The following is a 25642-nucleotide window of genomic DNA, read 5'->3' on the forward strand; positions in this document are numbered from 1 at the left end:
TTCACAACCTTATCGCTTCATCGTTAACACCTTAACACCTTTACTAAACTTTCAAGCACTTCCTGTTCGCCCCACAGTCTTTCTCCGGAAAGGGAGTTCATATGCGAAATAATTTCCGAACAGATGGTGTCGTTCATCTGGCTTTTATATATTCTCACTGCCAGCTCTTTATCAATACTGCAATTTTGAACGCTGTGAATATGGCTGCCCAGCTGTATATTTAATTTTGTTTCCAGCTCTTTTACGTGGTCAAAAATCGCTTCCTGGCTGATACGGGCAGCATAGGGCAGGTCCTCATAAAAAACTACTTTTATCTTCCTGTAAATCTGTTCCACAGCCTCCCGGCAGATGGCATGGTCAATGTGATTTCCGATGCCCAGAGGGCAAAGCAATATTCCGGTTATATTTTCTTCAAGGTAATTTTTTAATTTTTCAACCATTTCCCATTCTATGGCTTCAAAAGGCATGGTCTGAAAAATATATCCGTTTCTTAAAGGGGCATCTAAAAGATTAAGGTTGATAATCTTTATAGCAGAATTAAAAAAACTGTTGAACTGGTTATCTTCAGTCTCGCGTAACAGCATTACATCTTTTACCTCTTTTGATTCTACCGGAATGGCTGTCCACCTGGTAACAGTAAAGCAGTTAATCAGCGTTAAAGGTACTTCGCTTTTGATGAAGCTGGAAATATGAAGTGTTAATCCATAAGCGGCATCATCAATATGGGGCGATAGTATATTGACTTTTAAACTCACACACGGTAGCTTGACAGTTGTAAAGGATTTGAAACAGGCGTTTTCTTGGAAATAATGTACGGCGGAACCACCAGATAATGGATTGGATGATTCATGAAGCAATTTACCGCATCTGTTAATGTTTCTACCATTGTCTCATTTTTCCCGTTAAAAGAGGTATTTGCAATAATTCCTACACCGGTTTTTTCTTTAAAGTTTCGAATAACATCATAAATAAAGGCATTATCTTCCCTGCTTACTGTCTGTATTCGTGCACTGTGATCCACATGCTCAATGGTTGGAAACTTATCCTTATAGGTATCTTTTACAAAAGCGGTGAAAAGCATAAAAGGCGTTCTGCGATCGAAATTAAAATACTCACTTACATCTTCTTCTAAAACGAAGGGCGCTATGGGCCTGAACCATTCCCTGCCTTTAATAAAAGCATTTATCCAAAACTTATTAACGGCATAGCGGGTATCGGCAATAATGCTACGGTTTCCCAATGCCCTCGGCCCAAACTCGCTGTTGCTCTGGAAAACGCAAAGAATTTTTCCCCAATACAAATGGTTGGCACATTCTTTAATAATGTTCTCCGGCTGATAGATGCTCAGCTCGGGATAGTTTTCAATTACCCGTGTAATTTCCTTAGTATCCACATCCGGGCCCAGGTAATCAAAACGCCATTTGAATTCATTTTTTATTTTAAAACATTCTACTGCTCCGTAGATAGCACATCCCACGGATGTTCCTCCATCGTGTGGGGCTGGCGGAATAAATAAATCATATCCCTGCTCCAATACCTTGCTGTTAGCAACGCAGTTTAAAGCGCAGCCTCCGGCATAAACAATCTTCTTTGTTCCGGTAACTTCGCTTAACCAGGCCGCTATTTCTATTAAGGCATTTTCGAAAACTTCCTGGCCTTTAGCTGCGAAATCGGCTTTCTCCTGGAACGTTTTTACTTCGGTAGTATAAAAATAATCAGTTGATTTGAACGCTTCTCTCCATTCTTCCGGAATGAAAACAGCTCCTTCCTTAACAATTAAATCAGGTAAATCGATCTTATCAGGATTGCCGTACGCTGCAAGGCCCATTACCTTTCCTTCATTGCCTTCACCTTTAAACAAGCATTCTGTAAGTTTGTAATAAAAATTACCCAATCCCTGCGGTTCGTCGGGGTTACGGTCGTGTACCTGCTTCCCGATGCATTTTATTTCGCCCTTATCGCAATAATAATAGGACGCTACTTCAAAAAACCCGGTTTTGTCATTGTCGGGATACTCGTATTTAATATGTTCTACCGGGCTTCCAACAGAATCAATAATCATGGCAGCACAGGTTTCAAAACCAGAAGGCGGATATGCGCTGTATAAATGTGCAAGGTGATGTGATATTTCAATAATCCGGGCGCTTTCTTTTAAATTTAAAATGGTTCGAAGTTCTTCGTGATATTGTTCTTTCTTTTCGTATTCGGTATCGGCCGACCAGCATTCCACAACCATGTCATAATCTCTGCTTACTGCAGGAATATGTTCTTTATAAAGTTTTATATCTCCAAGCCTTCCCCAGTGGTGTTTTCTTTTTGTTAATCGTTCTTTATGGATTGACATAACGTGATTCCCACCTTCAAAGATGGAAATAGTACCATCCTGCGTACGGTTTATACCTAAAATGTTTGGTTGATTCATAAATTAGAAGAAGTAGATGTGAATGAAAAATAGTCGGAAAAGGTAAAAAGTTTTACACTGCACCAACTAATTTTCGATTGATATTTACAAAAAGCATTAACTAAGGATTAAAGAAAGATTTACCCGTTTATTGAGTGTTCAGCATCATAAAATCGATATAAAAATTAAGAGAATTAAACTTTTTTAGTTTATTAGGGCTTTATTCATCTAATAGAAAAAATGCTATGAGAATGATCTTTGTATCAATTATGCTTTTGATGTCGGTAAATATTCATTCATCTGCAAAGGAGAAGAGTGGGTCGGGCATTTTATTATCGGGATATTTATTTCATACAGGGAAAAATGAAGTAGCCCTAATCTCGCTTACTGATGCCAATCTGGCCATAAGATCTATCAGCCTGAAAGGGAAAGATGCTGCTGCCTTCAGAATAGTTGATAAAAACCAGCTAATCATTCTAAATAAGTATAACAGATCTGATAAAAAATGGTATGATATTACGATAGTTGCAGAAACCTCCAGCGGAAGATTTACAGAGAATTTCAGAATTGTAAATGATCAGTTTATCCGAAATCAGGTTATAGCCCATCGGGGTGCATGGAAAAATACAGGTGCAACAGAAAACTCAATTGCTTCACTAAAGCGTGCCATTGAACTGGGATGTATGGGAAGTGAATTTGATGTGCACATGTCATCTGACTCCGTTCTTTATATTCATCACGACCCTTTTATCGATAAGGATACGATTGAAAAAACACCTTCTCATAAACTATCAGCTGTCAGGCTTTCTAATGGTGAAACCCTTCCAACACTTGAAGCATATTTGAAGGAAGGAATGAAGCAAAACAAAACCCGGCTTATTCTTGAAATAAAGCCTTCCATCATCAGTAAAGAACGGGCAATTGCCTTAACTCATAAAGTGCTTGATATGGTAAAGAAATTAAGAGCCCAGGCTTGGGTAGATTACATAAGCTTTGATTATGAGGTATGTAAAGAAGTAATGCGCATCGATCCTTACGCTAAAGTCGCTTATCTGAATGGGGATAAAACACCCGACGAACTTGCAAGTGAGAAGTTTTACGGCTTAGATTATAACCAGAACGTTTATAAGAAAAATGAATCCTGGATAAAGGAGGCCCAACAAAAAAACCTTACAGTAAATGTCTGGACGGTAAACGATGAAGCGGATATGGATTGGTTTCTTCAGCGTAACGTTGACTTCATTACTACAAACGAACCTGAACTGCTGCTTAAAAAGGTTAAAAAAGATTAAGTTAAGGATTAATCATAATGTGCGCATGGGCCGTTCCCGGATCCATTATCCATGGCATGCCGGCAGTATCGGGTTTTAAAGGTAAACCTGTACTTTCGGCGGTAGCAAAAGGTGTATAAATAACATAACGTAAGTAGCCCTTTTTAACTTCACCTGTTGATACATCGTAGTCTTCGGGTTCGGCAGAATAAACATATAAAGTGGATGGCTTTTCAGGCATTAAAAGTTTACCTGCTTTAACTTCATTTTCGCGGATTTCAGCTATTTCTTTTGAAGATTTGCCTGCTTTTCTCAAGTCTCTTCCACGTTTCATGAACGGCTCCATATTTTTATGGTAACAGGCAACATTCAACCCATCTTTTTGCGGGTCGTCTGCCAGGCAGATCATCTCATTAGTCCCTTTTCGCAGTACAACAAATTCTCCTTTTTCATTTCGCCCAATTACTGTGGCGCCTTCGCGTTTAGTTTCCGGAGCAGCTAATAACGCAGTTTTTATCTGAATAGCTGCCGGTGGAACAGGTTTTTGAGCACTGGCATTAAAAACAGCGCCAAAGCTTAGAAGTGTACAGAAAACTATTTTTTTCATAAGAGAAGATTTAAAAAAAGCAACGATATGCTAATTTAATTAAAATAGCTGTTATATACGATTTGTTTGAAATCCTATACCTCGTATTTTTATTATGCTACAAATACTTTCCGGGTACCAGGTAATTTTTTACATAATCCTCAACTCCTTCTTCCAGTGAATGAAAAGGTTTTGAATAACCGATTTTATGGAGTTTCTCCATGCTTGCTTCTGTAAAATACTGGTATTTGTCGCGGATATCTTCGGGAGTAGGAACAAAAACAATGTTGGGCTGCAGCCCTAAAGCTTTAAATGTATTGCTTGCCAGATCAAGAAAAGTACGGGCTTTGCCAGATCCGAGGTTGTAAATTCCCGAATCTTTGCGATGATGCATGAGGAAGTACATTACTTCCACCACATCTTTTACATAAACAAAATCCCGCATTTGCTCGCCGTCTTTAAAATCCGGGCGATGCGATTTAAACAGCTTCATCTGGCCGGTTTCCTTTATTTGCCTGTAAGTATGGAATATAACAGAAGCCATTCTTCCTTTATGATATTCATTGGGCCCGTAAACATTGAAAAATTTCAGTCCTGCCCAGAAATATGGTTTTCTTTCCTGCTGCATTGCCCATATATCAAAATCGTTTTTCGACTCACCATAAGGATTTAAAGGCTTTAACTGATTTATTTTTTCCTCGTCATCCTCGTATCCATGCTCGCCCAAACCATACGTTGCCGCTGATGAAGCGTATACCAGCGGAAAACCGAACTCAACACATAAATTCCATATCCCTTTACTGTATTCGAGGTTCAGCTTGTTCAGCAATTCGCGGTCAAACTCGGTAGTGTCGGTTCGTGCTCCTAAATGATAAATAAACTGAACATGAAGCTGGTTCTTACGAAGCCAATCGGGGAACTGTTCTCTATCAACGGTTAACGTATATTTCTTCCCTTCAAAATTTTTATTTTGTTCGGCACTTGAAAAATCGTCCACTAAAATCAGGTCGTTATATCCCTCGTCGTTTAATTTTTGCACTAAACAACTGCCAATAAAGCCGGCCGCACCTGTAATTATTATCATTTCTTCTTATTGTTATTTCAAAAATAAATCTTCTTCAATGTTCGGAATTATTCCTTTTTCCAAAGCAGTATCAAATAAAATTTTTATCGCTTTGCGTCCTTCATCTCCAAGCTCTACAGAATAGTTATTTACGTACAGCTCTATATGCTTGTACATAACTTCTTCTTCCATTGCCTGGGCATGTGAACGTATAAAATCAATTGCTGACTGCGGATGTTGAAATGCAAATTCAACACTTTTTCTTACCAGGCGGTTTACCTTTTGTTTTACCTCATCGGGAAGTTTTCTGTTAATTACAATTCCACCCAGCGGAATAGCGCATTCCGTTAGGTTTTCCCAGAATTCGCCCAGATCTATTATCTTGTGAAGTCCTTTTTGCTGGTAAGTAAACCGATTTTCATGAATTATTAATCCGAGATCAATATCACCGTTAAGTAACCGGTCTTCAATGTTAGAAAATAATACTTCAACTTTGTTTTTTGCTTCCGGGTAAGCCAGGCTGAAAAGGAAATTAGCAGTAGTATATTTTCCGGGGATACCGGTTTTGAGATTTGAGATTCGGGATTTGAGATCCTGATAACCAGGAGAAGAGTAGTCTTCTTTTGCTATTAATAAGGGGCCAACGCCAAATCCAAGGGCGCTTCCGGAATCTAAAAGGACATAATTTTTTACCACATAAGCAAATGCATGAAAGCTTAATTTGGTAATATCAAGTTCTGCATTAAACGCTTTCTGATTAAGCGTTTCCACATCTTCAAAAAGTACCTCGAACTCTAAACCTTCCGTATCAATTTTATGATGGATCAGGGCATCAAAAATAAAGGTATCATTTGGGCAGGGTGAAAATCCAAGTGTTAATTTCATTTTATCTCGTTTATAAGATCTCTTAAAAAAGTGTCCAGATTCCTGACGGCAAGGCCGATGTCCCAGTTGTCGCGGTTTCTTCTTTCTACAAAATTTGAAATTGACCTAATTTGCACCGACGGAATATTCGCCTGGTTACAGGCATAGAAGAAAGCGGCGCCTTCCATACTTTCAATATCAGGATGAAGCCTGTTTACTGTCTCCTTTATTGTTTCTTCACTCCCGTGAACTTTGTTTACCGTGATACCGGTTACAGTTCTTAAAGATGCTAAAGCAGGAATTTGCATTGCATGAGGAAAGGGTTTTACCAGGCATTCGCCAAATCCTAACTGATTAATGGGGATAAAATCTGCTCCATCCTCGGCTCCCAATTCTGAAAAACAATCCTGCTGAACCTGTACTACTTCTCCTGTTTTTATGTTGCGGTTAAAACTTCCGGCAATTCCAGCATTAAGTGCAAGGTCATAGTTGTTGGCGGTAAAGTGTTTTCCTAAAGAAAAAGCCGTAGCAACCATACCAACACCGGTAATAAGCAAATCGATAGTATAATTTTTAGATGATAAAGTATCAGCAACTAAATTTACTTCGGCCCGGGTAGCTGCAACAAGTAAAAGTTTCATTGGGACGAAGTTAATTACAATAGCCGGCATTTACATAGTAATGCATACCTGCAGATTTAAGTATATTTGCACTTTATTTAAAAGAAATGATCTATATTACACGAAGAGAGCGTTTTAATTCGGCACATAAACTGTTTCATGAAGATTGGAGCGACCAAAAAAATATGGAAGTTTTTGGAAAATGCTCTAACCCCAACTGGCACGGCCATAACTATGAGTTGTTTGTAACGGTAAAAGGTGAAATTAATCCTGAAACCGGCTTTTTAATTGATTTAAGGGAGTTAAAACAAATCATTAAAACATATGTAACAGATAAGCTGGATCATAAAAATGTGAACCTGGATGTTGATTTTATGAAAGGAAAAATGGCTTCTACGGAAGTTCTGGCGGTTGAAATATTTCGGCAGCTGAAGGCACCCATTGAAGCTCACGGAGCCAGTATTCACAAGATAAAACTCGTGGAAACAGAAAATAACTTTGTGGAATACAAAGGCGAATAATACGAATGAAAGAAGAAAAATCACACCAGGCACCTACCAGCAATGAGCTGGAAGGATATAAAAAAATAGACCGGTATAATCCTGAAAAAATAGAAAGGATTGCAGCCCATTATACCGATATTCTGAAAGATATAGGCGAAGATCCCGAACGGGAAGGCTTAATTAAAACTCCCGAGCGTGTTGCAAAGGCACTCCAGTTCTTAACCCATGGTTACGATCTCAAACCCGGCGAAATCCTGGAAGGCGCTATGTTTAAAGAAGAATACAGCCAGATGGTGGTAGTGAAAGATATTGAGGTATTTTCTATGTGCGAACACCATTTGTTGCCGTTTTTTGGAAAAGCTCATGTTGCCTATATTCCTAACGGTTATATTGTTGGTCTAAGCAAAATTCCGCGTGTTGTGGATGCCTTTGCCCGGAGGCTGCAGGTACAGGAAAGGCTTACAAACGAAATCCGTGATTGTATTCAGGAAACTTTAAATCCCTTAGGTGTTGCAGTTGTAATTGAATGCAAACACTTGTGCATGTCTATGCGTGGTATTCAAAAACAAAATTCTGTTACCACAACTTCTGCCTTTACCGGATCATTTATACAAGAAAAAACCAGGGCGGAATTTCTCAGGCTGATAACCGCCAAACTGGATTAATAATTTAATATACAAGAATGAAAGCATACGTTTTTCCTGGACAAGGAGCACAATTTCCCGGAATGGGAAAAGATCTTTACGAAGGATCAGAAAAAGCAAAACAACTATTTGAACAAGCAAACGATATTTTAGGATTCAGGATTACCGACGTTATGTTTAACGGCACAGAAGAAGAGCTTAAACAAACAAACGTAACCCAACCGGCAATTTTTCTGCATTCTGTTATTTTAGCATCAACCCTGGCCGATTTTAAACCGGATATGGTAGCAGGCCATTCGCTTGGAGAATTTTCGGCATTGGTGGCAGCAGGTGCACTTTCTTTTGAAGACGGATTGAAACTGGTAGCTGCACGGGCGAATGCCATGCAAAAAGCCTGCGAAATTCAACCTTCAGCAATGGCTGCAATTTTAGGATTAGATGATTATACAGTAGAGGACGTATGCCAGATGGTAAGTGAAATAGTAGTTCCGGCAAATTATAACTGCCCGGGGCAACTTGTAATTTCAGGCAGTGTAGAAGGTGTGGATAAGGCATGTGCGCTGTTAACAGAACGAGGTGCTAAAAGGGCTTTAAAATTAAATGTAGGAGGTGCTTTCCACTCTCCGTTAATGGAAGCTGCAAGGGTTGAACTGGAAGCGGCTATTGAAAAAACTACTATAAATACACCTGTTTGCCCGGTGTATCAAAATATTGATGCAAAGCCTTATACCGATACCGAAAAAATTAAACATAATTTAATTGCTCAGTTAACTGGTCCGGTTAGGTGGACTCAAACCATAAAGAAAATGATTGAAGACGGCGCTGCTTCTTTTACTGAAGTAGGTCCGGGAAATGTACTTCAGGGATTAGTGAAAAAGGTTGATCGCACCGTTGAAACCCAAAGTGCTGCAGGGTAGTTATTTCAAAAAGGGGTTGATTTGAAACCCCTTACTTTTTATATTACTTTTACCTGAAAGCAACCCATTTTGAGTACCTCTTTTAAATTTCGATTACTGCTGGCTCTGCTTACGCTTAGCTTTGTTGCTACTGCAATAAGCCTGAATTTAACATTTCACAAAGAAAATATTCTTGATAAGGATGCCAGAACACTCGAAAGAAACCTGCATAAAAAAGAACAGTTCGCAGAAACGTTTATTAATAATCCTTTCAACTTTAAAGAACTTCAGCAAGTAGAGCAGAACGAGCAGCTGGCCTCACAGCTGATAACCAGGTTTAAAGAAAATAATAACATTTACCTGAATACCTACCAAAATAACAAACTGGTATTTTGGACCGCCAATCTGTTTACCCCCGAAACGGATGCTGGTTTAAAAGATGGATTTAACCTTTTACGAACCGACAATGGTTATTATGAAGCTATAAAACGTTCATCGGGAGAGTTTTCGGTAGTGTGCATTATACCTGTTAAAACGTTATATCCTTTCCAGAACAGATATTTAAATAATCATTTTTCCAGGGATCTGATTAAGTCGGATAATTTAGAAATTGCAAGCAGCTTCGATAAACTTTCCTATAATATCCGAAATTCCAAAGGCAATTATTTATTCTCAGTAAAGTTAAAATCAGAGGTGAGCCGTACCTTTTATTCACGGCTTGAACTCTGGATGTGGATAGGTGCGTTGTTTTCAATCTGTGTTCTCATCAATTATATCTGTGCAGAAATTGCAGAAAAGGGCAGGATTAAACTGGCACTGGGTTTACTGCTTGTTGTTCTCCTTGTTATCCGCATACTAATGGTGCAGTTTCCGTTGTTCCATTCGCATTTTGACATACCTATCTTCGAGCATATATTTTCCTACGGCGATGGTTTGTTTCCTTCTGTTGGAGACTTTCTTCTAAACCTGCTTGCTGCTACTTTTTTCTTGTCATTTGCGTATAATTATAAAGACAAAATCACTTTTGGTAAGCAGCTAAATAAAAATGCAAGCCTGTCGATTTTTATTCTTCTCGGAGCCATATTCAGCCTGATAGCGCTGCAGGTAAACAACCTGTTTTACGAACTCATTACCCATTCAAATATAAATTTCGACCTGGGCAATATTCTTAGCCTGAGCGGGCTTAGCTGGTTTGGTATTTTACTGCTTTGTATAGCTGTACTCAATCTCTATTTACTATTAGAGACCATATTATCCGTAAGTACAAATTTAAATCTTACCAACAAAGACCGCTTTTCTACCCTGCTTACTGCTACAGGTCTTTTTTTAATATTTAAACTATTTTTCCAGGATTTCTCGCTTTCGTTTCTCATTCTCTCAGTTGTTGTTTTTGTAAGAAGCTGGACATTTTATTATAATGTTAATAAATACAATCTCGCTGTTTTTGTATTTACGCTTTTATCCTTTTCCATTATATCTTCCTTAAAGCTTTCTGGTTTCCAGGTTTCTAAAGAACGCGAACAAAGAAAAATCTATGCCCAAAAACTCGAATCATCGGATGATCCGAATGCGGCATTATTATTTCTTAAGCTGGAAGAAGATATTGTTAATGATGTGTTCCTGGTAAATTATATATCTAAAAGTATAAAGGATGAGGATTTATTACACGAACGCTTAAAACGGTTTTATTTTGATGGTTATTTATCAAAGTACCAGTTTAAAACTTTTATTTTTAAGGACGGTAAAAGTGTAAACGATAGCGCTGCCAGTTTAAATCATTTCAAAGAACTGGTAATTTCAGGATCAATAAAAGTTTCACATTATTTTTACCGTGTAAATAACACCTTCGGATTCCATAATTACTTCGGGTTATTACCCATACGTTCAGGTAATGAAATAATAGGCACCTTAATTATCGAACTTCGGTCTAAAACTTTTAAAGAATCCTCGTTCCCCAGAATATTGGTTAACGGTGAGATGGATCGCAATGAAGCACTCAGCGATTATTCGTTTGCGTTCTATAATAACAACAAACTTCTTAACCAGTACGGCGATTATGTATATGATCTGGATAACAACGATTTTCATGGTAAGACAGGCAGCTTTATCTTTGTACAAAAGAACGATTATACCCATCTGATCTTTAAGCCAAATCCCTCTAAATTAATAGTTGTTAGTAAACATGTTCCAAACGGACTGGCTCAGATAGCTTCTTTTTCTTTTCTTTTCCTGGTATTTCTAATCTTTTTTGTGTTTGTTGTATTTATTCATTGGTTAACAATCAACTTTAGCAACCACGACTTTAGGGTTCATTTATTTAACTGGAACTATTTACTGGCAAGAAACCAGATTTTGTATCGTACCCGTATTCAGGCCTCCATGGTTTCTGCCATAATTACCACACTTTTTATTGTGGGTGGGATTACTTATTTCAGTATTTTAAATCAGTACCGAAAAGAGCAGGAAGCCAACGTTTTTGAACGGATAAACAGCATTACTGAAGGTTTTGAAAACAAAATGTTTTATAACGGTACATTAAGTTTTAACAATCAAAGCCTCAGTACCTTTGCAGATATTAACGCTGTTGATCTGAACCTGTATAACTTGAACGGGAAAATGATTTTCACCACTCAGCCTAAAATTTACGAATATGGCTTAAAATCATCCCGAATGAATTCGCTTGCCTACGTTTATTTAAGCAAATATCAGCGGTCTGAATATATAAAGCGGGAACAAATAGGAGAAATGCCTTACATTACTGCTTATAAGCCCATTCGGGATACCCATAATGAAACCATTGCTTATTTAAGCCTGCCGTATTATAATTACACACATGAGATAGAAAAGCAGATCAGTTCGTTTCTAAATACACTTATAAACGTGTATGCACTTGTACTGGTAACAATCGGTTTTTTTGCAGTATTTGTTGCCAATCAGATCACTTACCCGTTAACACTTGTTCAAAAAAGCTTGTCTGAGATAAAAATTGGAAGTAAAAACGAACCGATTATATGGAAACGAAATGACGAGATCGGAAGCCTGATCAGGGAATATAATAATATGATACGGGCTCTGGAAGAAAACGCCCAGAAACTGGCCCGGTCAGAAAGAGAAAGTGCCTGGCGGGAAATGGCAAAGCAGGTGGCACACGAAATAAAAAATCCGCTCACTCCTTTAAAGCTTGGGGTGCAGTTACTTGAAAAATCCTGGAAAGAGAAAGATCCTAATTTTGATAAGAAATTTGAGAAGTTTAGTAAGTCCTTCATTGAGCAGATAGAAAGTTTGTCGCACATATCTTCAGAGTTTTCCAACTTTGCTAAAATGCCCGATACTTCTTTCAGCAATGTTAATTTGCAAGATGTTATTGAGCAATCTATCGAAGTATACAGCAAGCTGAATGAGTTAAAAATAAATTTTACAAATTTTGCAGGATCGGAAACTATTATAAAAGGTGATCGTGACCAGCTACTCAGGATTTTTAATAACCTGATAAAAAATGCGGTAGAAGCAATTCCCGATTACGTAGAAGGTTATATCGAAATTGTTCTGGCTAAGAAAGATAATTTCGCACTGATAGAGGTGAAAGATAATGGAAGAGGTATTCCTGAAGGGTTAAAAGAAAGAATATTTCATCCTAATTTTACTACTAAAAGCTCGGGTACGGGGCTTGGATTAGCGTTTGTAAAACAGGCGATTGAAAACATGATGGGGAAAATTGAATTTAAAACTGAAGATAATAAAGGAACTACATTCTATATCCGGATACCTTTAACTGCTTAGACCAAATTTAATAAGTCCTAATAAATAATTTAAAAGCGAGGGGTATTCTACTGATTTACAAATAAAATTACCTTCTTGGAGTTGAATACTTTTTTCTAATTCAAAAGTCAACCTGTTTTATAACAGCTTCAAAGTTTTCTTTCTTTCGGATATTCCTTCTCAATCGGTTGATAATTTTTTCCAGCTTATTGACGTCTGAGTAGGGCAATATTTCCTCTTTTTGTTTGCTGATAAAATCCAGCAGCTGATAGCTATCAATCAGCAAACTGTAGCACTTATCCGAATAGCCATCCACCTCAAGTACAGCGTGGGCAAGCTGTTCAATTCTTTTCTGAACTGATACCTGATTCATGTAACCGATAAGGTTTAACGGAATTTAAATGAGAGCATTGAATGTAGTAATCCCTCTCTTATGGATAAAGAGAGGGTGAAGGTTTATCCTTTGTTTTTAATTTCAGTAACCTCATTACGGATTTCCTGAGCAAGAGTTTTAATTTCCTGCATTCCTTTACGAACACGGGTACCTGCAGCACCGCTGTTTTTGTTGTAAAATTTGTCGGCATCAGCTTCTACAGAAGCAAGTAATTGTTTTAAAGCGTTAAACTTTTCCATTGTTATGTATTTGTGATTAATCGAAGCTGTTAATTTCCGTATTAATTTTTAAATCAGCAATTATATTGGAATAAAAGCGTTTTCTATCCCTTAATTTTATGCTGATACCAAACCTACATTCGGAAGCGCAAAGCTACCGAGCGGCCCAGTGCTTGTGCAAATTCAGGGTCTAAAGCTGTATCACCATTCTTTTGCGTCCATATTTCACGGGCGTCTTTTACCAGTTCAACTTTCTCACCGTTTAATAAAATTTCAACTTCTCTGGTAAGATTATTAATGCTCGAACTGTTAACAATCTGGTACAAATAATCCTTGTCTTTGTAGGTAATACGTAGCGGCAATCCCATGTTCTTAATCCTCCGGGTAAAGTTAACAGATATGGAGTGAAAAAAATAAAGTATTTAAAACTTCTAAGAAATTAATAAGGTGAGGGACTAATCCGGCTCCATCCTCCGTCTATAACCAGGTTTTGTCCTGTAATATGGCGTGCCGATTCAGAAACCATGAATAAAGCCGCTTCAGCTATATCCGAAACAGTTGCGGCTCTCCCCATAGGCGTTAATCGTGACCATGTTTTTTCATAATCAGGGTCATCCAGAGTTCTTTCTGTTAACGTTGCGCCCGGAGCAATGGTGTTTACATTAATTTTGTACTCGGATAATTCAATAACCAGATTTCTGGCCAGCATTTCAATTGCGGCCTTACTCATCCCGTAAGCGGCCAGGTTTTTGTGAGCCTGGTGTCCTGTTACTGATGATGTAAAAAGTAAAGATCCACCGCTTTCCTGCAGTTTCATTTGGTTGGCTGCATGCTGGGCTAAAAAGAAAGTTCCGCCTAAATTTACCTGCATCACTCTTGAAAAAGATTCGGGAGAATAGGTAAAGAAGTTGCCGAACAAAGTTATTCCTGCATTTGCAATAACAATATCAAGTTTACCATATTCAGAAACAGCAGCATTTACTAAATTTTGAATGGTATCCAGGTCACTTGAATCGCCGGGAACTGAATAACACTTCCTGTCCGTTTCTTTAGAGATTCTGTTTGCTGCTGACTCCGCTAAAGCAGCATCTGCATCGTTTAAAAAAACATGTGCACCTTTATACGCAAGCTGACGGCAAATTTCAAAGCCTATACCCTGGCCGGCACCTGTCACTATGGCTGTTTTTCCGTTAAAAGACATAATACCAGCAATACGTTTAAACCGATCTAACGCAAGTTTACACTCGCTCTGCCCATCGTATATCCATCAGCATACAATACAACTGTATAAGTTCCTTTAACAAATTCTGAAGGATTGGTCCAGTCCACAGCATAAGACTTTCCATCATTTGAAAACTCAATAGCTGTACGGTAAGTGTACTGAAGCTCTTCACTATCAGCCCCAAACATATTAGATGTATCTGAAATTATAAGATTTCCATTTGGGTCGATGATTCTGATAAAGATATCGTGCATTCCTTTTTCAGCAACCGGATTATCTGTTATAGAAAACTGGATGCGTAATTTTTTTGCAGTACGTGCCCGGCTTACATCAGTTTCTTTACCACTTCCCTTAATTTTTAAAGGTATAACAGAAATGTTTGAAGCTTTCAAGGCTGCTGCGGCTTTTACTTTTGTATTGAGTTCCTCGTTCTGTTTTTGGAGTTCAGAAGCTTTGGCATTTACACTGCTAACGGTTGTACGTAAGCTGTCTCGTTCTACGGTTAAAGCCGTATTCTGTTTTTTAAGCGCTTCTATATCTGCTGTATATTTGGTAACAAAGAACCTTAATTCTTTAATTTCAGATTGCGCCTTTGCAAGCTGGCCTTGAGTTAGCTGTCCTTTTTTAAGTTGTTCACGCAACTGGGCAATTTTCTGGCGGGCCATTTCCTGCTCTTCGTTCATTTGCTTGCTCAGCTTCACATTGGTGCTGTTAGACTGATCCAATTCAGCCTCAATCTTATCTATCTCTGTTTCAAGTCTGGAGCGTTCATCAGTAAGGGTAACGATGCGGTCGCTGGCCTTTTTATCCCTGAAAAACAAGTACGCATTGGTACCAAGTAAGGCAACTATTACAGCGATTAAAAAATAAATCTTATTGGAATCCCTTTTTGTAGGTTTCTCCTGCTGGTAGTTATTTTCCATTCTTTTTGATAATTTATAATTGTAACATCCCTAAGACATAAAAAACCGCTAATTGTTCTGTTTGCTTGGGGATAAAATTCTCATCAGGTTAAAATGTTGGTTAACAAATATACTATTTATAGCAAAACAGCCTCCTTCAAAATTACAAATCTCCTACAATATAAACATGTTTTAAAAGAACTGTAACATTTAAAACAAACCTTCGTTGATTAGAAAGTTAAATTATTTGGTAAGCAGGCTACTCTGCTTTATTACCTTTGCGAAAATTCCATACTGCTATATGTTTATCCGTTCAGCTTTTTTATTTTCTGTTTTTGCTTTTTTGTTTTTTAATATAAATACCGGGTTTTCACAAACAGAAGTTCCTGTTCCGAAACGGGAATTCCGGGGAGTATGGATTGCTACCGTTGCTAATATCGACTGGCCCTCCAGACCCGGATTATCGACAGAAGTTCAGAAAAATGAGTTGATAAAAATACTGGACACTCATCAGCAGGAGGGACTTAATGCTGTTATGCTGCAAATCCGACCCGCTACAGATGCTTTTTACGGTAAAGGGTCGGAATTATGGAGCAGCTTTTTAACAGGAAAACAGGGAAAAGCTCCTGATCCGTATTACGACCCTTTGGAATTTGCTATTGAAGAAGCGCACAAAAGAGGTATGGAGCTACATGCGTGGTTCAATCCGTACAGGGCTACTTTTAACACTAACGTAAGCAGCGAACATATTACTAATAAGCGTCCCGAATGGTTTTTTACTTATAATGGCAGAAAGCTTTTTAATCCGGGTATCCCCGAAGTCAGAGATTACATTATTCAGGTAATAATGAATGTAGTGAGAAACTACGATGTAGACGGAATACATTTTGACGATTATTTTTATCCATATCCCGAGCGGAACCAGGTAATAAGAGATTCTGAAACTTTTGCTGCCTACGGAAAAGATTTTGCTGATATAAACGACTGGCGCAGGCACAATGTTGATACTCTGATTCAAACATTGTCCGACAGTATTCATGCTGCAAAAAAGTATGTAAAATTCGGTATCAGTCCTTTTGGTATCTGGCGGAACAAAGCCCAAGATCCGGAAGGTTCAGAGAGCAATGGGTTAGATGCGTACGGAAAGTTGTATGCAGATTCAAGAAAATGGGTTCAGGAAGGATGGGTGGATTATATAAATCCGCAATTGTATTTCCCGTTTTTTTATCCCGCAGCGCCGTTCGAAAAGCTTTTGAACTGGTGGAGTAATAATACTTACGGGAAACATTTATATATCGGGCAGGGAGCTTACCGGGCAATGGAGAACAGGGAAGGATGGAGGGACCACCGGCAAATTCCAAACCAGATACGCTACATTCGCCAAAACCCGAGAGTACAGGGAAGCGTTTATTTCAGTTCTGCATCTTTAAGGAAAAATCTTGCCGGTTTGAGCGATTCGCTTCAATACGATTTTTACCGATACAAAGCACTTCCGCCTGCCATGCTGTGGCTGGATGATGTACCTCCACAGGCTCCTTTAACGTTAAAAACAAGTTTAACATCGGATAAACATATTGTGCTGAACTGGGAAAAACCTTTAAAAGCAGCCGACGGCGAAACTGCGTATGGTTATGTAATTTACCGGTTTAACGAGGGAGAAGATGTAGATGTGCAGAATCCTCAGAATATATTGCAAATAAGTTTTGACGGAAATACAACGTGCTTTACCGATACTTCTGTTCGTGCGGATATTAGATATACATATGCGGTAACAGCTATTGACCGGCTAAAGAATGAAAGTGTTCCGTCGAATTTATCGGTAATTAAAATACAGCCTTAATCGGTATTTAAGTTAGTTGCTGAAAAAGTATCGCCTTGGTTTATATCCCCGGTTTCATAACCTTTTTTAAACCAGTGCATCCTTTGCTCAGAGGTGCCATGGGTAAATGCGTCGGGAACAACATAGCCCTGGGCTTCTTTCTGCAATTTGTCATCGCCGATGGCATTAGCTGCCTGTAAAGCTTCGTCGATATCACCAGGTTCGAGCACGTTTTTCATTTTCTGATCATAGTGCGCCCAAACTCCGGCAAGAAAGTCTGCCTGCAGTTCTAATTTGACTGATAGCTTATTGTACTCTTCTTCGCTTAATTGCTGGCGCATCCTGTCAACTTTATCTGAAATACCTAACAGATTTTGAACATGATGCCCCACTTCGTGAGCGATAACATAGGCTTGTGCAAAATCACCGGCAGCATGAAAACGATTCTTTAATTCATCGTAAAATGAGAGGTCAATATATACTTTCTGATCGCCCGGGCAATAAAAGGGGCCTGTTGCAGAACTTGCAAAACCACAGGCAGACTGTACCTGGTCACGGAAAAGTACAAGCTTCGGATATTCATATTCCGAACCCATGTCGTTGAATATCTTTGTCCACACATCTTCCGTATCTGCTAATACAACGGCTACAAATTTTCCTGCTTCATCTGTAGGTGCCCCACTTGTACTTACCTGTTCCTGCTGTGTTCCTGGAATCGCGTTCAGTAATTCCTGCGGGTTTTTACCCAGCAGCATAGCAATAATAGCTATTATTAAACCAATGCCACCACCTAAAGCAAACCGGCCTCCGCCGCTTCTTTGGTCCTCAATGTTTCCGCTTTCTCTTCTTCCTAACCAGCGCATAAATAAAAGTTATGCTTGCTTAACAGGAAGTATTAAAAGTTTGTTTCATCAGAAAACCTGAATTGCTTTCTCAATTCTTTGTATAGTTTCTTCTTTACCGAGAAGTGCCGCTATATCAAATACTTGTGGCCCAAATTTGCCTCCAACAAGCATAATCCGGAAAGGCAGCATTACTTCGCCAATTTTTAAACCCTTTTCTTCTGCCAGCTGCTTAAAACTTTGTTCGAGAAGAACAGGTTCCCACGATGAGAAATTCGAAAAATCCTTAATCAGAGTATTATAGAAGTCTCTTTTCAAATCATTCCATTTAGGCTGAACGCTTGGAAGATCGTACGTATCGGGCATTTGAAAGAAGAAAGAGGCTTCTTTCCAGAAATCGTTTGTAAATATCAGGCGGTCTTTTACCAATGCAAGTACTTTTTCGAGAAATACAGGTTCAGGACTTATATTTTTTTCCTGCAGAAGAGGTTTGATGTATGGTAATAAGGCGATAGTATCCATCTTCTTTATCCACTCGCTATTAAACCACTTCGCCTTTTCAAAATCAAATTTAGCCCCTGATTTATTAATCCTTTCAATAGAGAATTTTTCTACCAGCTCGTTAAGGGTAAAAATTTCCTGTCCGGTACCATCATTCCAGCCCAGCATAGCCAGCATATTGACAAAAGCTTCCGGAAGGAATCCAAGTTCTCTGAAGCCTTTTGTCAGGTCTCCTGTTTTAGGGTCTTTCCAGTTCATGGCATACACCGGAAATCCGAGTCTGTCACCATCTCTTTTACTAAGTTTTCCGTTTCCGTCAGGTTTTAATATCAAAGGCAGGTGCGCCCATTGCGGCATTTCACTTTCCCATCCCAGGTATTTCCATAGTAATAAATGCACAGGGGCGGAAGGCAGCCATTCTTCGCCGCGAAAAGCATGCGTAATCTTCATTAAATAATCATCCACTACCACTGCTAAATGATAGGTTGGCATTCCATCTGCTTTCAAAAGAACTTTATCATCTGATAAAGAGGTTTCAAAGCTTACTTCGCCACGAATCATGTCGTTAAAAGAAACCGTTTCATTTTCCGGCATTTTAATACGGATAACGTGCGGTGTATTTTCAGATAGAAGTTTCTTTACACTATCGGGATCAAGATTTATTGAATTATTCAACTGATTACGAAATGCAGATCCATATTGAAAATTCGGGATTTCCTGCCTTTTTCGTTCAAGTTCTTCGGGGGTATCAAAGGCATAATAGGCATGTCCCTGCTCTACAAGCTGCTCAGCGTAGCTGCGATAAATTGCTTTACGTTCGCTTTGCCGGTAGGGTGCATAAGGGCCGCCCGTAAAAGGTCCTTCATCGGGTATCAGTCCGCACCAGCGCAGGCATTCCAGGATGTATTCTTCGGCCCCGGCAACATATCTTGTTTGGTCTGTATCTTCTATACGAAGCACAAAATCTCCCTGATGCTGGCGTGCAAAAAGATAATTAAACAACACTGTACGTACACCTCCAAGGTGTAATCCGCCTGTAGGGCTGGGTGCAAAACGAACACGAACTCTTTTATTCATATCAGCAATTAAAAAAGAAAGCTTATTTCTTTTCCGCAAAGATAGGTTTTTAAAGTCCTATTCTTTCCGGTGGTGCCGGATAAGGTTATTTTGCTGAATTGGCTGATAAGAGCCTGTCGGGAGTTCCAATATATTTATAATTTCCCTGCCCGTGAAGTATGCTGCTTAATTTCGATGTATTGTTAACTACTTCAAGTGCAGTTTTTATATCCTGATCATATTTAAAACCATGTTCAATACGGCCTTGCTGAAAGTAGTAGCGGGAAACTATTTCGTTTTCCAGTACCCGGCGTATTTCTTCTTTATTCTGAAACAGGTCGTTCTTTTTACTATAAAATACCTTGCTTTTTAATGCTTCGTATTCATTTTTAATCTCTGCAAGTTTCTTTTCTTTCTCAGCCTCGTATTTTAAATCCAGAAGGATTTTTTCTGTTTCTGTGCTGTAATTATAGTCTTTATCAGATAAGTAATTAACAAAATCAGAGTAATCTTTATCTGAAAGCTGAAATTCCCTTGCGTTGGCGATAGTAGAATTGCTGTTCCTGTATTTAGTTACGTAATCAAAAATCAGGAACTTATTAACCAGTGTTTGTGTAATGGCGTTGTATTTTATCGGGTCGGTTGAAATATCAGGATATATTCCGCTTCCATCGTAAACGGATCTTCCGGCCCTGGTTTTATATTCAGATATTAATGAATCGGCAACTTTAACTACGCTTCCTTCTCCTGCTTTATGCGTATAATTTAAAGCTTGAATGCATCTTCCGGAAGGGGTAAAATATTTCGCGATAGTAACTTTAACGAGGCTGTTATAAGGCAGATTAAAGGTTTGCTGAACCAGGCCTTTTCCAAAGCTTCGCTGGCCTATTATTACAGCCCGGTCAAGATCCTGCAAAGCGCCGGCAACAATTTCGGCAGCCGAAGCAGACCGGGAATTTATTAAGACGATTAAAGGCAGGTCTGGAGCAAGTGCAGGAGTTAAGGTTTTATATATTACTGATTTTTCTTTAACTCTTCCTTTCTGAGTTACAACGGTTACATCTTTATCTACAAAAAGGTTTACGATTTTAACGGCTTCCTGTAATATTCCGCCGCCGTTATAACGTAAATCAAGAACCAGCCCTTTTACATTATTTTTTTGAAGTTCGATCAGTGCATCCTTAACTTCCTGCGAAGAGTTTTCAAGGAATTTATCCAGCTTGATATATCCAATATTATCCTGCAGCATACCCTGATAAGAAACATTATTTTGAGTTATATCTTCTCTCAAAACTGTTTTTTCAACAGGTTTGGCTATGCCATTTCTTTGTATCAGAATTTTAAGTGGGGTTCCCTTTGGGCCTTTTAACAGCAAACTAACCGCTTCATTATCTTTTCCCTTTAAAGGAATGCTGTTAATTTGCAGTATTTGATCACCGGCTCTTAAATCCGCTTTTTGGGCAGGAAAGCCATAGTAGGGTTCAGAAATATAAACTTTACCATTTCTGGAAAGGATAGAAGCACCAATACCACCGTATTGTGTACTTACATATTTCATTTTGTAATCTTCTATTTCAGACTCAGGGACAAATTCTGTGTACGGATCGAGGCCGTTCAGCATCGCATCAATGCCGGTTTGAATCAGATCGGATGAATTAACTTCATCCACATAATTAATATTTAGCTCTTTATAAAGGGAAGTAAAAATATCCAGGTTTTTAGATACCTGGAAAAGATCATCGCGAAAAGCAAGAGACAGAACTACAACAGCGCCACATCCAAAAAGAATTATTTTTTTACTAACAGACTTTCCCAAAACCAGATTTATTTAAGGTAATTACCCTTAAAAGTAGGAAAATTTGCACTGTTAATGAGGAAAGTCTTTAAATAATTTCTTTCAGGATTTTATAAACGGTTATTATCAATATTCACCAGCCCTTTTTTTAAGGTAAATACTACATATTCACGGTTACGTTTAACCCGTTCCATTAAACGCTGAATCAGTTCTTCTTCCTGCCCTGGTTCGTAAGCCAGGTCAGCGTCGGTGAGTTCGCGGTATTTACGCTGAAATTTTAACTTCAGCCTGTCCCACTCTTGTTTACTTATTGAAATTTCTGCCATGGTTATTTCCGTCAAAAATAAAAATTTGAAAACGTTTACCGAATTTTATCCGTCAATAAATTTGTGCAACATTTTGGCAATTTATTTGTCTTATTGTTGGCGCAGTTTAATTTAAAACTAAGAATATGAAAAAGTTACTATTATTTTTTAGCATCATACTGCTGGGAGGAACAGCATTTGGACAAGGATTTACTTTAGGTTTAAAGGCCGGGATAAACATTGCAAAACTCAATACTGATTTTGCAGATGAAGAAAATCGTTTAGGTTATCAGGTAGGAGCATGGGCTCGTTTGGGTGCCGGAGGCTTATATCTTCAGCCCGAAGCATACTTGGGAAGTAAAAACAATGAACTTAAATTTACGCAGTCTAACAATACGGTGGAAGGAAAAGCAAATTTCACCACACTTGACATTCCGCTGTTGTTAGGTACAAAAGTGGGCCCTAAAAATTTCAATGTGCGGTTTATGGCAGGCCCGGTACTATCACTGGTTGTAGATAAAAATACTACATTTAACTCTGCGGCAAATCAGGTGGGTGATTTTGATAACTACAAAAATCAGGCATGGGGAGGACAGATCGGTGCTGGTGTAGATTTGGGGAACCTGGCAATTGACCTTAGATACGAAGCGGGATTATCCAATATCAGTGAAAGCGACCAGTACGACCAGAAGCAAAACTTATGGCATATAAGTCTGGGGTATAAATTATTTTAATAGGAAAACGCCGGTAATGCCGGCGTTTTTTGTTGTGTTAAGCGGGGAAACTGACTTTCCCCATTGTTACAGAAGGCGTTTTTTTATTCTGAAACTGTACCGAACTACCGGTAACACATTCATTAGCTAGGGCTGCAAATAAAACAGCTTCTTTTGCATCGGGGCTAATTCCAAGTTCTGATAAATTTCTGAGTTGTATCCCTTTCATTATATCCCGGATATTAGAAATAAGTACTGTGTTATGCATCCCTCCTCCGCTAACATAAATTTTAAAATCCTTTGAATCTTTTAAACATATTTTCAGAGCATCGCAGATACTTACGGCACTAAAACGGTTTAAAGTTGCAACAACATCTGCTTCAGCAATTGCTGTGGTACCACTTATTTCCTGTGCTTTTTGCAGGTAATCAAGATTAAACAGCTCTGGGCCGGTTGTTTTTGGAAAACCTTCGCGAAAGAAGGGATGGTTCAATAATTCGGCTAATAGACTCCCGTTTATTGTTCCCGATTTTGCTATAAGAGAATCAGCATCGTATGTTTTAGGGGAGAAATGTTTACGCACATAGGCATCCATCAAGGTATTTCCCGGACCGGTATCGGTAGAAAAAACCAAATGAGAGTCCAATGTCTTTGGTAAAAAGGAAAAGTTCGATATCCCTCCGATGTTTAACATAATCCGGTTCTCTACTGGCGAAGAAAAAAGCAAATAATCGCCATATATCGCCAAAGGAGCTCCTTCGCCACCTGCTGCAATGTGTTTTTGGCGGAAATCACTTAGCGTAATTATTCCGGTTCCAACTGCTATATGGTCGCTATCTCCAATTTGTAAGGTAGCATCAGGCATCCCTATAATTTTATGGTAAGATGCCGGTGCATGGAATATCGTTTGGCCGTGACTGGCAATTAAATCTACTTCCGAATTTAAAACTCCCCAATGGGATAAGGTTTTATTGATCAGATTAGCATGTGTTCGACCTATATAAGCATTCAAAATACAAAGTTTTTCCAGGCTTACAAGTTGTTTTGAAAAAACTCCCCCTATCAGGTTCTGAAAGTTTTTATCGTAAGGCTCGGTATGAAAATTCAGTACGTTTACTTTTGTGTTCCTGCCTGAGCCGTTAAATTCACATAAGGCCATATCCAGCCCGTCTAAAGAAGTACCGGACATTAGCCCGAGAATAACTCTCTTTTCAGAATTAGCCAGTTTGTGTAATCTATTTATTCCGCTATTCATAAAGATGAAATATAAAGGCTTATTTTCTGTTGATGCAAAAAAACATAAACCTTACTTAAAACCTGTTGTTGATATAAGAAAATGAAGCTATGAATTTTAACCCAAAAAACCTGCTTAAAGAAGCAGAACATCGTTTCGAAGATAGAAACAATACAGGCACTATTATCGCCGCTCTGGTTGCGGGAGTAGCAATAGGCGCAATAGTAGGAATTTTGTTTGCTCCTGAAAAGGGAACCGAAACCCGCAGTAATCTGTCAGACTCCTTACAGGGCTTAGGAAATACTATTGCAGACAAAGCCAGGCAGGGAAAGGAGAGTATTAATACAATAAAGGACAAAGCTGTTAATGCATTAAAAAACCAGGGCGCAAACATTCAGGAAGAAGCGGGAAAAGCTTAGTAAGTCAGTTGTCCAAATTTTTCTGTCCTCTTTGTCTTTTAATAGATTTATTCTATTACGTATAAATAATACCGATCAGTATTATTGGGAACATACTATTTTATCAGGGCTTTTAATGATACCTTTGCAGAAAATTAAAAGCGATAAATATGATAACTATAGGACAGAAATTCCCTTCTTTTGAGAAAAAAGCAGTAGTAAGTATTGAAAAAGGTAAGGAATTTGACACATTAACATCCGAGTACCTTTCTAACGAAGACAATGTATGGACAGTAATGTTCTGGTGGCCAAAAGATTTTACCTTCGTTTGCCCTACAGAAATTGCAGAGTTTAATAAAGCTTACGGCGAATTCAGAGATCGTGATGCACGTTTGATTGGTGCTTCTACCGATTCTGAATTTGTTCACCTTGCCTGGAGAAAAGATCATGATGATTTACGTGACCTTAAATTCCCAATGCTTGCTGATACTTCAAAATCTTTAGCCGAAGAGCTTGGTATTTTAGAACCTACCGAAAAGATTGCTTACCGTGCAACTTTTATTATCGATCCTCAGGGAATCGTAAGATGGGTTTCTGTGAATGATTTGAATGTAGGCCGTAACGTTAAAGAAGTTTTACGTGTATTAGATGGTTTACAAACAGATGAACTTTGCCCATGTAACTGGGAAAAAGGCCAGGCAACTTTAGAAGCTTAATTATTGAAAAAATTTTCTCAGAATCCCCTTCAAAGGGGATTCTTTTTTTTAACTTAAAATTACTGCCATGACAGAAAGTACAGAAGTAATAAATGAAATATTAGAAGCAATAAATCTTGATAATACTTACCGGACATTTAGCCTGGATCTTTTGGAAAAAGGTGAATCAAGGTACCTCCGGGATCTGAAACTGAACCTTACAAGCACATTAACTTCCGAACATTTATCAGCAAAGGAAATAGGTTTAACAGGACTTAGCGTAGCAGTTAATAACACCAATAAGCCACTTGCGGATTTTTATACTGCGTTTGCTTTAAAAAATGAAGCTACAGCGGCTGAAGTTGCTGAAGCAGCAGCATGCGCTTCATTATTAGCATCTAACAACATATTTTACAGATTCAGACATTTTACTCAAAAAGAAAAATACGGACAAATTCCTGCAAGAATCAGAATGCAGATAATGATGAAGCCCGTCACAGGGAAGGAGTTTTTTGAATTAATGAGTTTAGTGATTTCAGCCGTTAACGGTTGCGAAATGTGTGTAAACGCCCACGAAGATTCTTTAATAAAAATGGGGACAAGTGAAGAACGAATTTTTGATGCAGTACGAATTGGCTCACTAGTTACGTCAGCAGGAAAAATAGTTTTCTAAGAAATAATTTTTATCATAAAGAAAGAGAAGCTTTTACACGAAAATGTGTAAAAAAACTTCTCTTTTGTTCGTAAATAATTACAAAAAAACTTTTGAGGTATATCCAAATTTCGTAGCTTTAGCTATTAAGGTTGACCGACCTTTTTGCTTAATTATTTTTACTTCATTTATTGCTTTTGAACTTGATTCAGAAGCATTTAAGCATAAAGGGATAAGGGTTTTTAATTGTAATTTAAACCGTCGCAAAAGGAGCCTGCGACGGTTTTTT

At 38.4% G+C, this 25642-nt stretch carries 26 protein-coding genes; 10 read left to right on the top strand and 16 right to left on the bottom strand.

Going from position 1 to position 25642, the window contains the following annotated elements; all coding sequences use genetic code 11:
* Positions 1 to 23: 23 nt before the first annotated feature.
* Together ACLCDL_RS02235 and ACLCDL_RS02240 are read right to left on the bottom strand one after the other, a co-directional pair.
* Positions 24 to 755 (bottom strand): hypothetical protein, encoded by a 732-nt coding sequence (locus ACLCDL_RS02235; RefSeq protein ID WP_423146400.1) that lies wholly within the window; start codon positions 753 to 755, stop codon positions 24 to 26.
* A complete protein-coding gene (locus tag ACLCDL_RS02240; protein WP_423146401.1) occupies positions 752 to 2422 on the bottom strand; it encodes a carbamoyltransferase C-terminal domain-containing protein in 1671 nt (556 codons plus the stop codon). The genes ACLCDL_RS02235 and ACLCDL_RS02240 overlap by 4 nt, the downstream gene beginning before the upstream one ends.
* A 230-nt stretch (positions 2423 to 2652) precedes the next feature.
* On the opposite strand from ACLCDL_RS02240, the gene ACLCDL_RS02245 reads away from it, so the two are divergent.
* Positions 2653 to 3693 carry a glycerophosphodiester phosphodiesterase gene (locus ACLCDL_RS02245; protein ID WP_423146403.1) on the top strand — a complete coding sequence of 347 codons (1041 nt, stop codon included), beginning with the start codon at positions 2653 to 2655 and terminating at the stop codon, positions 3691 to 3693.
* Between the two features lies 1 nt (position 3694).
* On the opposite strand, the gene ACLCDL_RS02250 is transcribed toward ACLCDL_RS02245, so the two are convergent.
* The 4 genes from ACLCDL_RS02250 to mqnB all read right to left on the bottom strand — a co-directional run bounded on the left by ACLCDL_RS02250 (position 3695) and on the right by mqnB (position 6826).
* A complete protein-coding gene (locus ACLCDL_RS02250) occupies positions 3695 to 4279 on the bottom strand; it encodes a soluble NSF attachment family protein (RefSeq protein WP_423146405.1) in 585 nt (194 codons plus the stop codon).
* 97 nt (positions 4280 to 4376) lie between these two features.
* Positions 4377 to 5342 carry an ADP-glyceromanno-heptose 6-epimerase gene (rfaD, locus tag ACLCDL_RS02255; protein ID WP_423146406.1) on the bottom strand — a complete coding sequence of 322 codons (966 nt, stop codon included), beginning with the start codon at positions 5340 to 5342 and terminating at the stop codon, positions 4377 to 4379.
* A gap of 12 nt (positions 5343 to 5354) precedes the next feature.
* Positions 5355 to 6206: a menaquinone biosynthesis family protein gene (locus tag ACLCDL_RS02260; protein ID WP_423146407.1), complete on the bottom strand. Its 852-nt coding sequence runs from the start codon at positions 6204 to 6206 to the stop codon at positions 5355 to 5357.
* Entirely contained in the window at positions 6203 to 6826 is a 624-nt protein-coding gene (gene mqnB / locus ACLCDL_RS02265; RefSeq protein ID WP_423146409.1) for a futalosine hydrolase, read from the bottom strand. Before mqnB ends, ACLCDL_RS02260 begins: the two co-directional genes overlap by 4 nt.
* A gap of 86 nt (positions 6827 to 6912) precedes the next feature.
* On the opposite strand from mqnB, the gene ACLCDL_RS02270 reads away from it, so the two are divergent.
* From ACLCDL_RS02270 to ACLCDL_RS02285, 4 genes are all read left to right on the top strand, one after another.
* Positions 6913 to 7326, top strand: coding sequence for a 6-pyruvoyl trahydropterin synthase family protein (locus ACLCDL_RS02270; RefSeq protein ID WP_423146410.1), 414 nt, complete (start codon positions 6913 to 6915; stop codon positions 7324 to 7326).
* Positions 7327 to 7331: 5 nt separating this feature from the next.
* Positions 7332 to 7973 carry a GTP cyclohydrolase I FolE gene (folE, locus tag ACLCDL_RS02275; RefSeq protein ID WP_423146412.1) on the top strand — a complete coding sequence of 214 codons (642 nt, stop codon included), beginning with the start codon at positions 7332 to 7334 and terminating at the stop codon, positions 7971 to 7973.
* A gap of 17 nt (positions 7974 to 7990) precedes the next feature.
* Complete coding sequence (gene fabD / locus ACLCDL_RS02280) at positions 7991 to 8869, top strand: ACP S-malonyltransferase (protein WP_423146413.1); 879 nt, start codon at positions 7991 to 7993, stop codon at positions 8867 to 8869.
* 69 nt (positions 8870 to 8938) lie between these two features.
* The gene (locus tag ACLCDL_RS02285; protein WP_423146415.1) at positions 8939 to 12628 is read left to right on the top strand and encodes a sensor histidine kinase; all 3690 of its coding nucleotides are present in this window, start codon (positions 8939 to 8941) and stop codon (positions 12626 to 12628) included.
* Between the two features lie 100 nt (positions 12629 to 12728).
* On the opposite strand, the gene ACLCDL_RS02290 is transcribed toward ACLCDL_RS02285, so the two are convergent.
* The 5 genes from ACLCDL_RS02290 to ACLCDL_RS02310 all read right to left on the bottom strand — a co-directional run bounded on the left by ACLCDL_RS02290 (position 12729) and on the right by ACLCDL_RS02310 (position 15364).
* A complete protein-coding gene (locus ACLCDL_RS02290; protein WP_423146416.1) occupies positions 12729 to 12980 on the bottom strand; it encodes a hypothetical protein in 252 nt (83 codons plus the stop codon).
* An 83-nt stretch (positions 12981 to 13063) separates the two neighbouring features.
* Positions 13064 to 13240 (bottom strand): histone H1, encoded by a 177-nt coding sequence (locus ACLCDL_RS02295; protein ID WP_423146418.1) that lies wholly within the window; start codon positions 13238 to 13240, stop codon positions 13064 to 13066.
* Positions 13241 to 13353: 113 nt separating this feature from the next.
* A complete protein-coding gene (locus tag ACLCDL_RS02300; protein WP_423146419.1) occupies positions 13354 to 13587 on the bottom strand; it encodes a hypothetical protein in 234 nt (77 codons plus the stop codon).
* A 71-nt stretch (positions 13588 to 13658) separates the two neighbouring features.
* Complete coding sequence (locus ACLCDL_RS02305) at positions 13659 to 14420, bottom strand: SDR family NAD(P)-dependent oxidoreductase (protein ID WP_423146420.1); 762 nt, start codon at positions 14418 to 14420, stop codon at positions 13659 to 13661.
* Positions 14421 to 14446: 26 nt separating this feature from the next.
* On the bottom strand, positions 14447 to 15364 hold the full coding sequence (locus ACLCDL_RS02310) for a hypothetical protein (RefSeq protein WP_423146421.1): 918 nt from the start codon (positions 15362 to 15364) through the stop codon (positions 14447 to 14449).
* Positions 15365 to 15644: 280 nt separating this feature from the next.
* Here ACLCDL_RS02310 and ACLCDL_RS02315 point away from each other — a divergent pair, with 280 nt between their 5' ends.
* Positions 15645 to 17183, top strand: coding sequence for a glycoside hydrolase family 10-like protein (locus ACLCDL_RS02315; RefSeq protein WP_423146422.1), 1539 nt, complete (start codon positions 15645 to 15647; stop codon positions 17181 to 17183).
* On the opposite strand, the gene ypfJ is transcribed toward ACLCDL_RS02315, so the two are convergent.
* From ypfJ to ACLCDL_RS02335, 4 genes are all read right to left on the bottom strand, one after another.
* Positions 17180 to 18025, bottom strand: coding sequence for a KPN_02809 family neutral zinc metallopeptidase (ypfJ, locus tag ACLCDL_RS02320; protein ID WP_423146423.1), 846 nt, complete (start codon positions 18023 to 18025; stop codon positions 17180 to 17182). The two genes, ACLCDL_RS02315 and ypfJ, sit on opposite strands and share 4 nt — an antisense overlap.
* Positions 18026 to 18073: 48 nt before the next feature.
* Complete coding sequence (gltX, locus tag ACLCDL_RS02325; protein WP_423146424.1) at positions 18074 to 19582, bottom strand: glutamate--tRNA ligase; 1509 nt, start codon at positions 19580 to 19582, stop codon at positions 18074 to 18076.
* An 85-nt stretch (positions 19583 to 19667) separates the two neighbouring features.
* A complete protein-coding gene (locus tag ACLCDL_RS02330; RefSeq protein ID WP_423146425.1) occupies positions 19668 to 21377 on the bottom strand; it encodes a S41 family peptidase in 1710 nt (569 codons plus the stop codon).
* Positions 21378 to 21466: 89 nt separating this feature from the next.
* A complete protein-coding gene (locus tag ACLCDL_RS02335) occupies positions 21467 to 21682 on the bottom strand; it encodes a hypothetical protein (protein WP_423146426.1) in 216 nt (71 codons plus the stop codon).
* A 125-nt stretch (positions 21683 to 21807) separates the two neighbouring features.
* On the opposite strand from ACLCDL_RS02335, the gene ACLCDL_RS02340 reads away from it, so the two are divergent.
* The gene (locus tag ACLCDL_RS02340) at positions 21808 to 22395 is read left to right on the top strand and encodes a porin family protein (protein ID WP_423146427.1); all 588 of its coding nucleotides are present in this window, start codon (positions 21808 to 21810) and stop codon (positions 22393 to 22395) included.
* A gap of 37 nt (positions 22396 to 22432) precedes the next feature.
* Here ACLCDL_RS02340 and ACLCDL_RS02345 read toward each other — a convergent pair whose 3' ends face one another.
* On the bottom strand, positions 22433 to 23629 hold the full coding sequence (locus ACLCDL_RS02345) for an anhydro-N-acetylmuramic acid kinase (RefSeq protein ID WP_423146428.1): 1197 nt from the start codon (positions 23627 to 23629) through the stop codon (positions 22433 to 22435).
* Between the two features lie 89 nt (positions 23630 to 23718).
* Here ACLCDL_RS02345 and ACLCDL_RS02350 point away from each other — a divergent pair, with 89 nt between their 5' ends.
* The 3 genes from ACLCDL_RS02350 to ACLCDL_RS02360 all read left to right on the top strand — a co-directional run bounded on the left by ACLCDL_RS02350 (position 23719) and on the right by ACLCDL_RS02360 (position 25374).
* Positions 23719 to 24027 (top strand): YtxH domain-containing protein, encoded by a 309-nt coding sequence (locus ACLCDL_RS02350; RefSeq protein WP_423146429.1) that lies wholly within the window; start codon positions 23719 to 23721, stop codon positions 24025 to 24027.
* Between the two features lie 149 nt (positions 24028 to 24176).
* A complete protein-coding gene (locus ACLCDL_RS02355) occupies positions 24177 to 24722 on the top strand; it encodes a peroxiredoxin (RefSeq protein WP_423146430.1) in 546 nt (181 codons plus the stop codon).
* Positions 24723 to 24789: 67 nt separating this feature from the next.
* Positions 24790 to 25374, top strand: a complete 585-nt coding sequence (locus tag ACLCDL_RS02360; protein ID WP_423146431.1) for a carboxymuconolactone decarboxylase family protein — start codon at positions 24790 to 24792, stop codon at positions 25372 to 25374.
* Positions 25375 to 25642: the final 268 nt, after the last annotated feature.

The sequence above is a fragment of the Rubrilithobacter danxiaensis genome (assembly GCF_047272945.1).
Lineage (GTDB): Bacteria > Bacteroidota > Bacteroidia > Sphingobacteriales > Sphingobacteriaceae > Rubrolithibacter > Rubrolithibacter danxiaensis.

Coding starts and splice junctions, on each gene's coding strand:
- ACLCDL_RS02270 (WP_423146410.1), top strand. CDS start 6,913: ATGATCTATATTACACGAAGAGAGCGTTTTAATTCGGCACATAAACTG.
- ACLCDL_RS02345 (WP_423146428.1), bottom strand. CDS start 23,629: ATGAATAGCGGAATAAATAGATTACACAAACTGGCTAATTCTGAAAAG.
- ACLCDL_RS02250 (WP_423146405.1), bottom strand. CDS start 4,279: ATGAAAAAAATAGTTTTCTGTACACTTCTAAGCTTTGGCGCTGTTTTT.
- ACLCDL_RS02240 (WP_423146401.1), bottom strand. CDS start 2,422: ATGAATCAACCAAACATTTTAGGTATAAACCGTACGCAGGATGGTACT.
- ACLCDL_RS02300 (WP_423146419.1), bottom strand. CDS start 13,587: ATGGGATTGCCGCTACGTATTACCTACAAAGACAAGGATTATTTGTAC.
- ACLCDL_RS02245 (WP_423146403.1), top strand. CDS start 2,653: ATGATCTTTGTATCAATTATGCTTTTGATGTCGGTAAATATTCATTCA.
- ACLCDL_RS02290 (WP_423146416.1), bottom strand. CDS start 12,980: ATGAATCAGGTATCAGTTCAGAAAAGAATTGAACAGCTTGCCCACGCT.
- ACLCDL_RS02360 (WP_423146431.1), top strand. CDS start 24,790: ATGACAGAAAGTACAGAAGTAATAAATGAAATATTAGAAGCAATAAAT.
- gltX (WP_423146424.1), bottom strand. CDS start 19,582: ATGAATAAAAGAGTTCGTGTTCGTTTTGCACCCAGCCCTACAGGCGGA.
- rfaD (WP_423146406.1), bottom strand. CDS start 5,342: ATGATAATAATTACAGGTGCGGCCGGCTTTATTGGCAGTTGTTTAGTG.
- ACLCDL_RS02335 (WP_423146426.1), bottom strand. CDS start 21,682: ATGGCAGAAATTTCAATAAGTAAACAAGAGTGGGACAGGCTGAAGTTA.
- fabD (WP_423146413.1), top strand. CDS start 7,991: ATGAAAGCATACGTTTTTCCTGGACAAGGAGCACAATTTCCCGGAATG.
- ACLCDL_RS02315 (WP_423146422.1), top strand. CDS start 15,645: ATGTTTATCCGTTCAGCTTTTTTATTTTCTGTTTTTGCTTTTTTGTTT.
- folE (WP_423146412.1), top strand. CDS start 7,332: ATGAAAGAAGAAAAATCACACCAGGCACCTACCAGCAATGAGCTGGAA.
- ACLCDL_RS02305 (WP_423146420.1), bottom strand. CDS start 14,420: ATGTCTTTTAACGGAAAAACAGCCATAGTGACAGGTGCCGGCCAGGGT.
- ACLCDL_RS02260 (WP_423146407.1), bottom strand. CDS start 6,206: ATGAAATTAACACTTGGATTTTCACCCTGCCCAAATGATACCTTTATT.
- ACLCDL_RS02295 (WP_423146418.1), bottom strand. CDS start 13,240: ATGGAAAAGTTTAACGCTTTAAAACAATTACTTGCTTCTGTAGAAGCT.
- mqnB (WP_423146409.1), bottom strand. CDS start 6,826: ATGAAACTTTTACTTGTTGCAGCTACCCGGGCCGAAGTAAATTTAGTT.
- ACLCDL_RS02355 (WP_423146430.1), top strand. CDS start 24,177: ATGATAACTATAGGACAGAAATTCCCTTCTTTTGAGAAAAAAGCAGTA.
- ACLCDL_RS02310 (WP_423146421.1), bottom strand. CDS start 15,364: ATGGAAAATAACTACCAGCAGGAGAAACCTACAAAAAGGGATTCCAAT.
- ypfJ (WP_423146423.1), bottom strand. CDS start 18,025: ATGCGCTGGTTAGGAAGAAGAGAAAGCGGAAACATTGAGGACCAAAGA.
- ACLCDL_RS02340 (WP_423146427.1), top strand. CDS start 21,808: ATGAAAAAGTTACTATTATTTTTTAGCATCATACTGCTGGGAGGAACA.
- ACLCDL_RS02350 (WP_423146429.1), top strand. CDS start 23,719: ATGAATTTTAACCCAAAAAACCTGCTTAAAGAAGCAGAACATCGTTTC.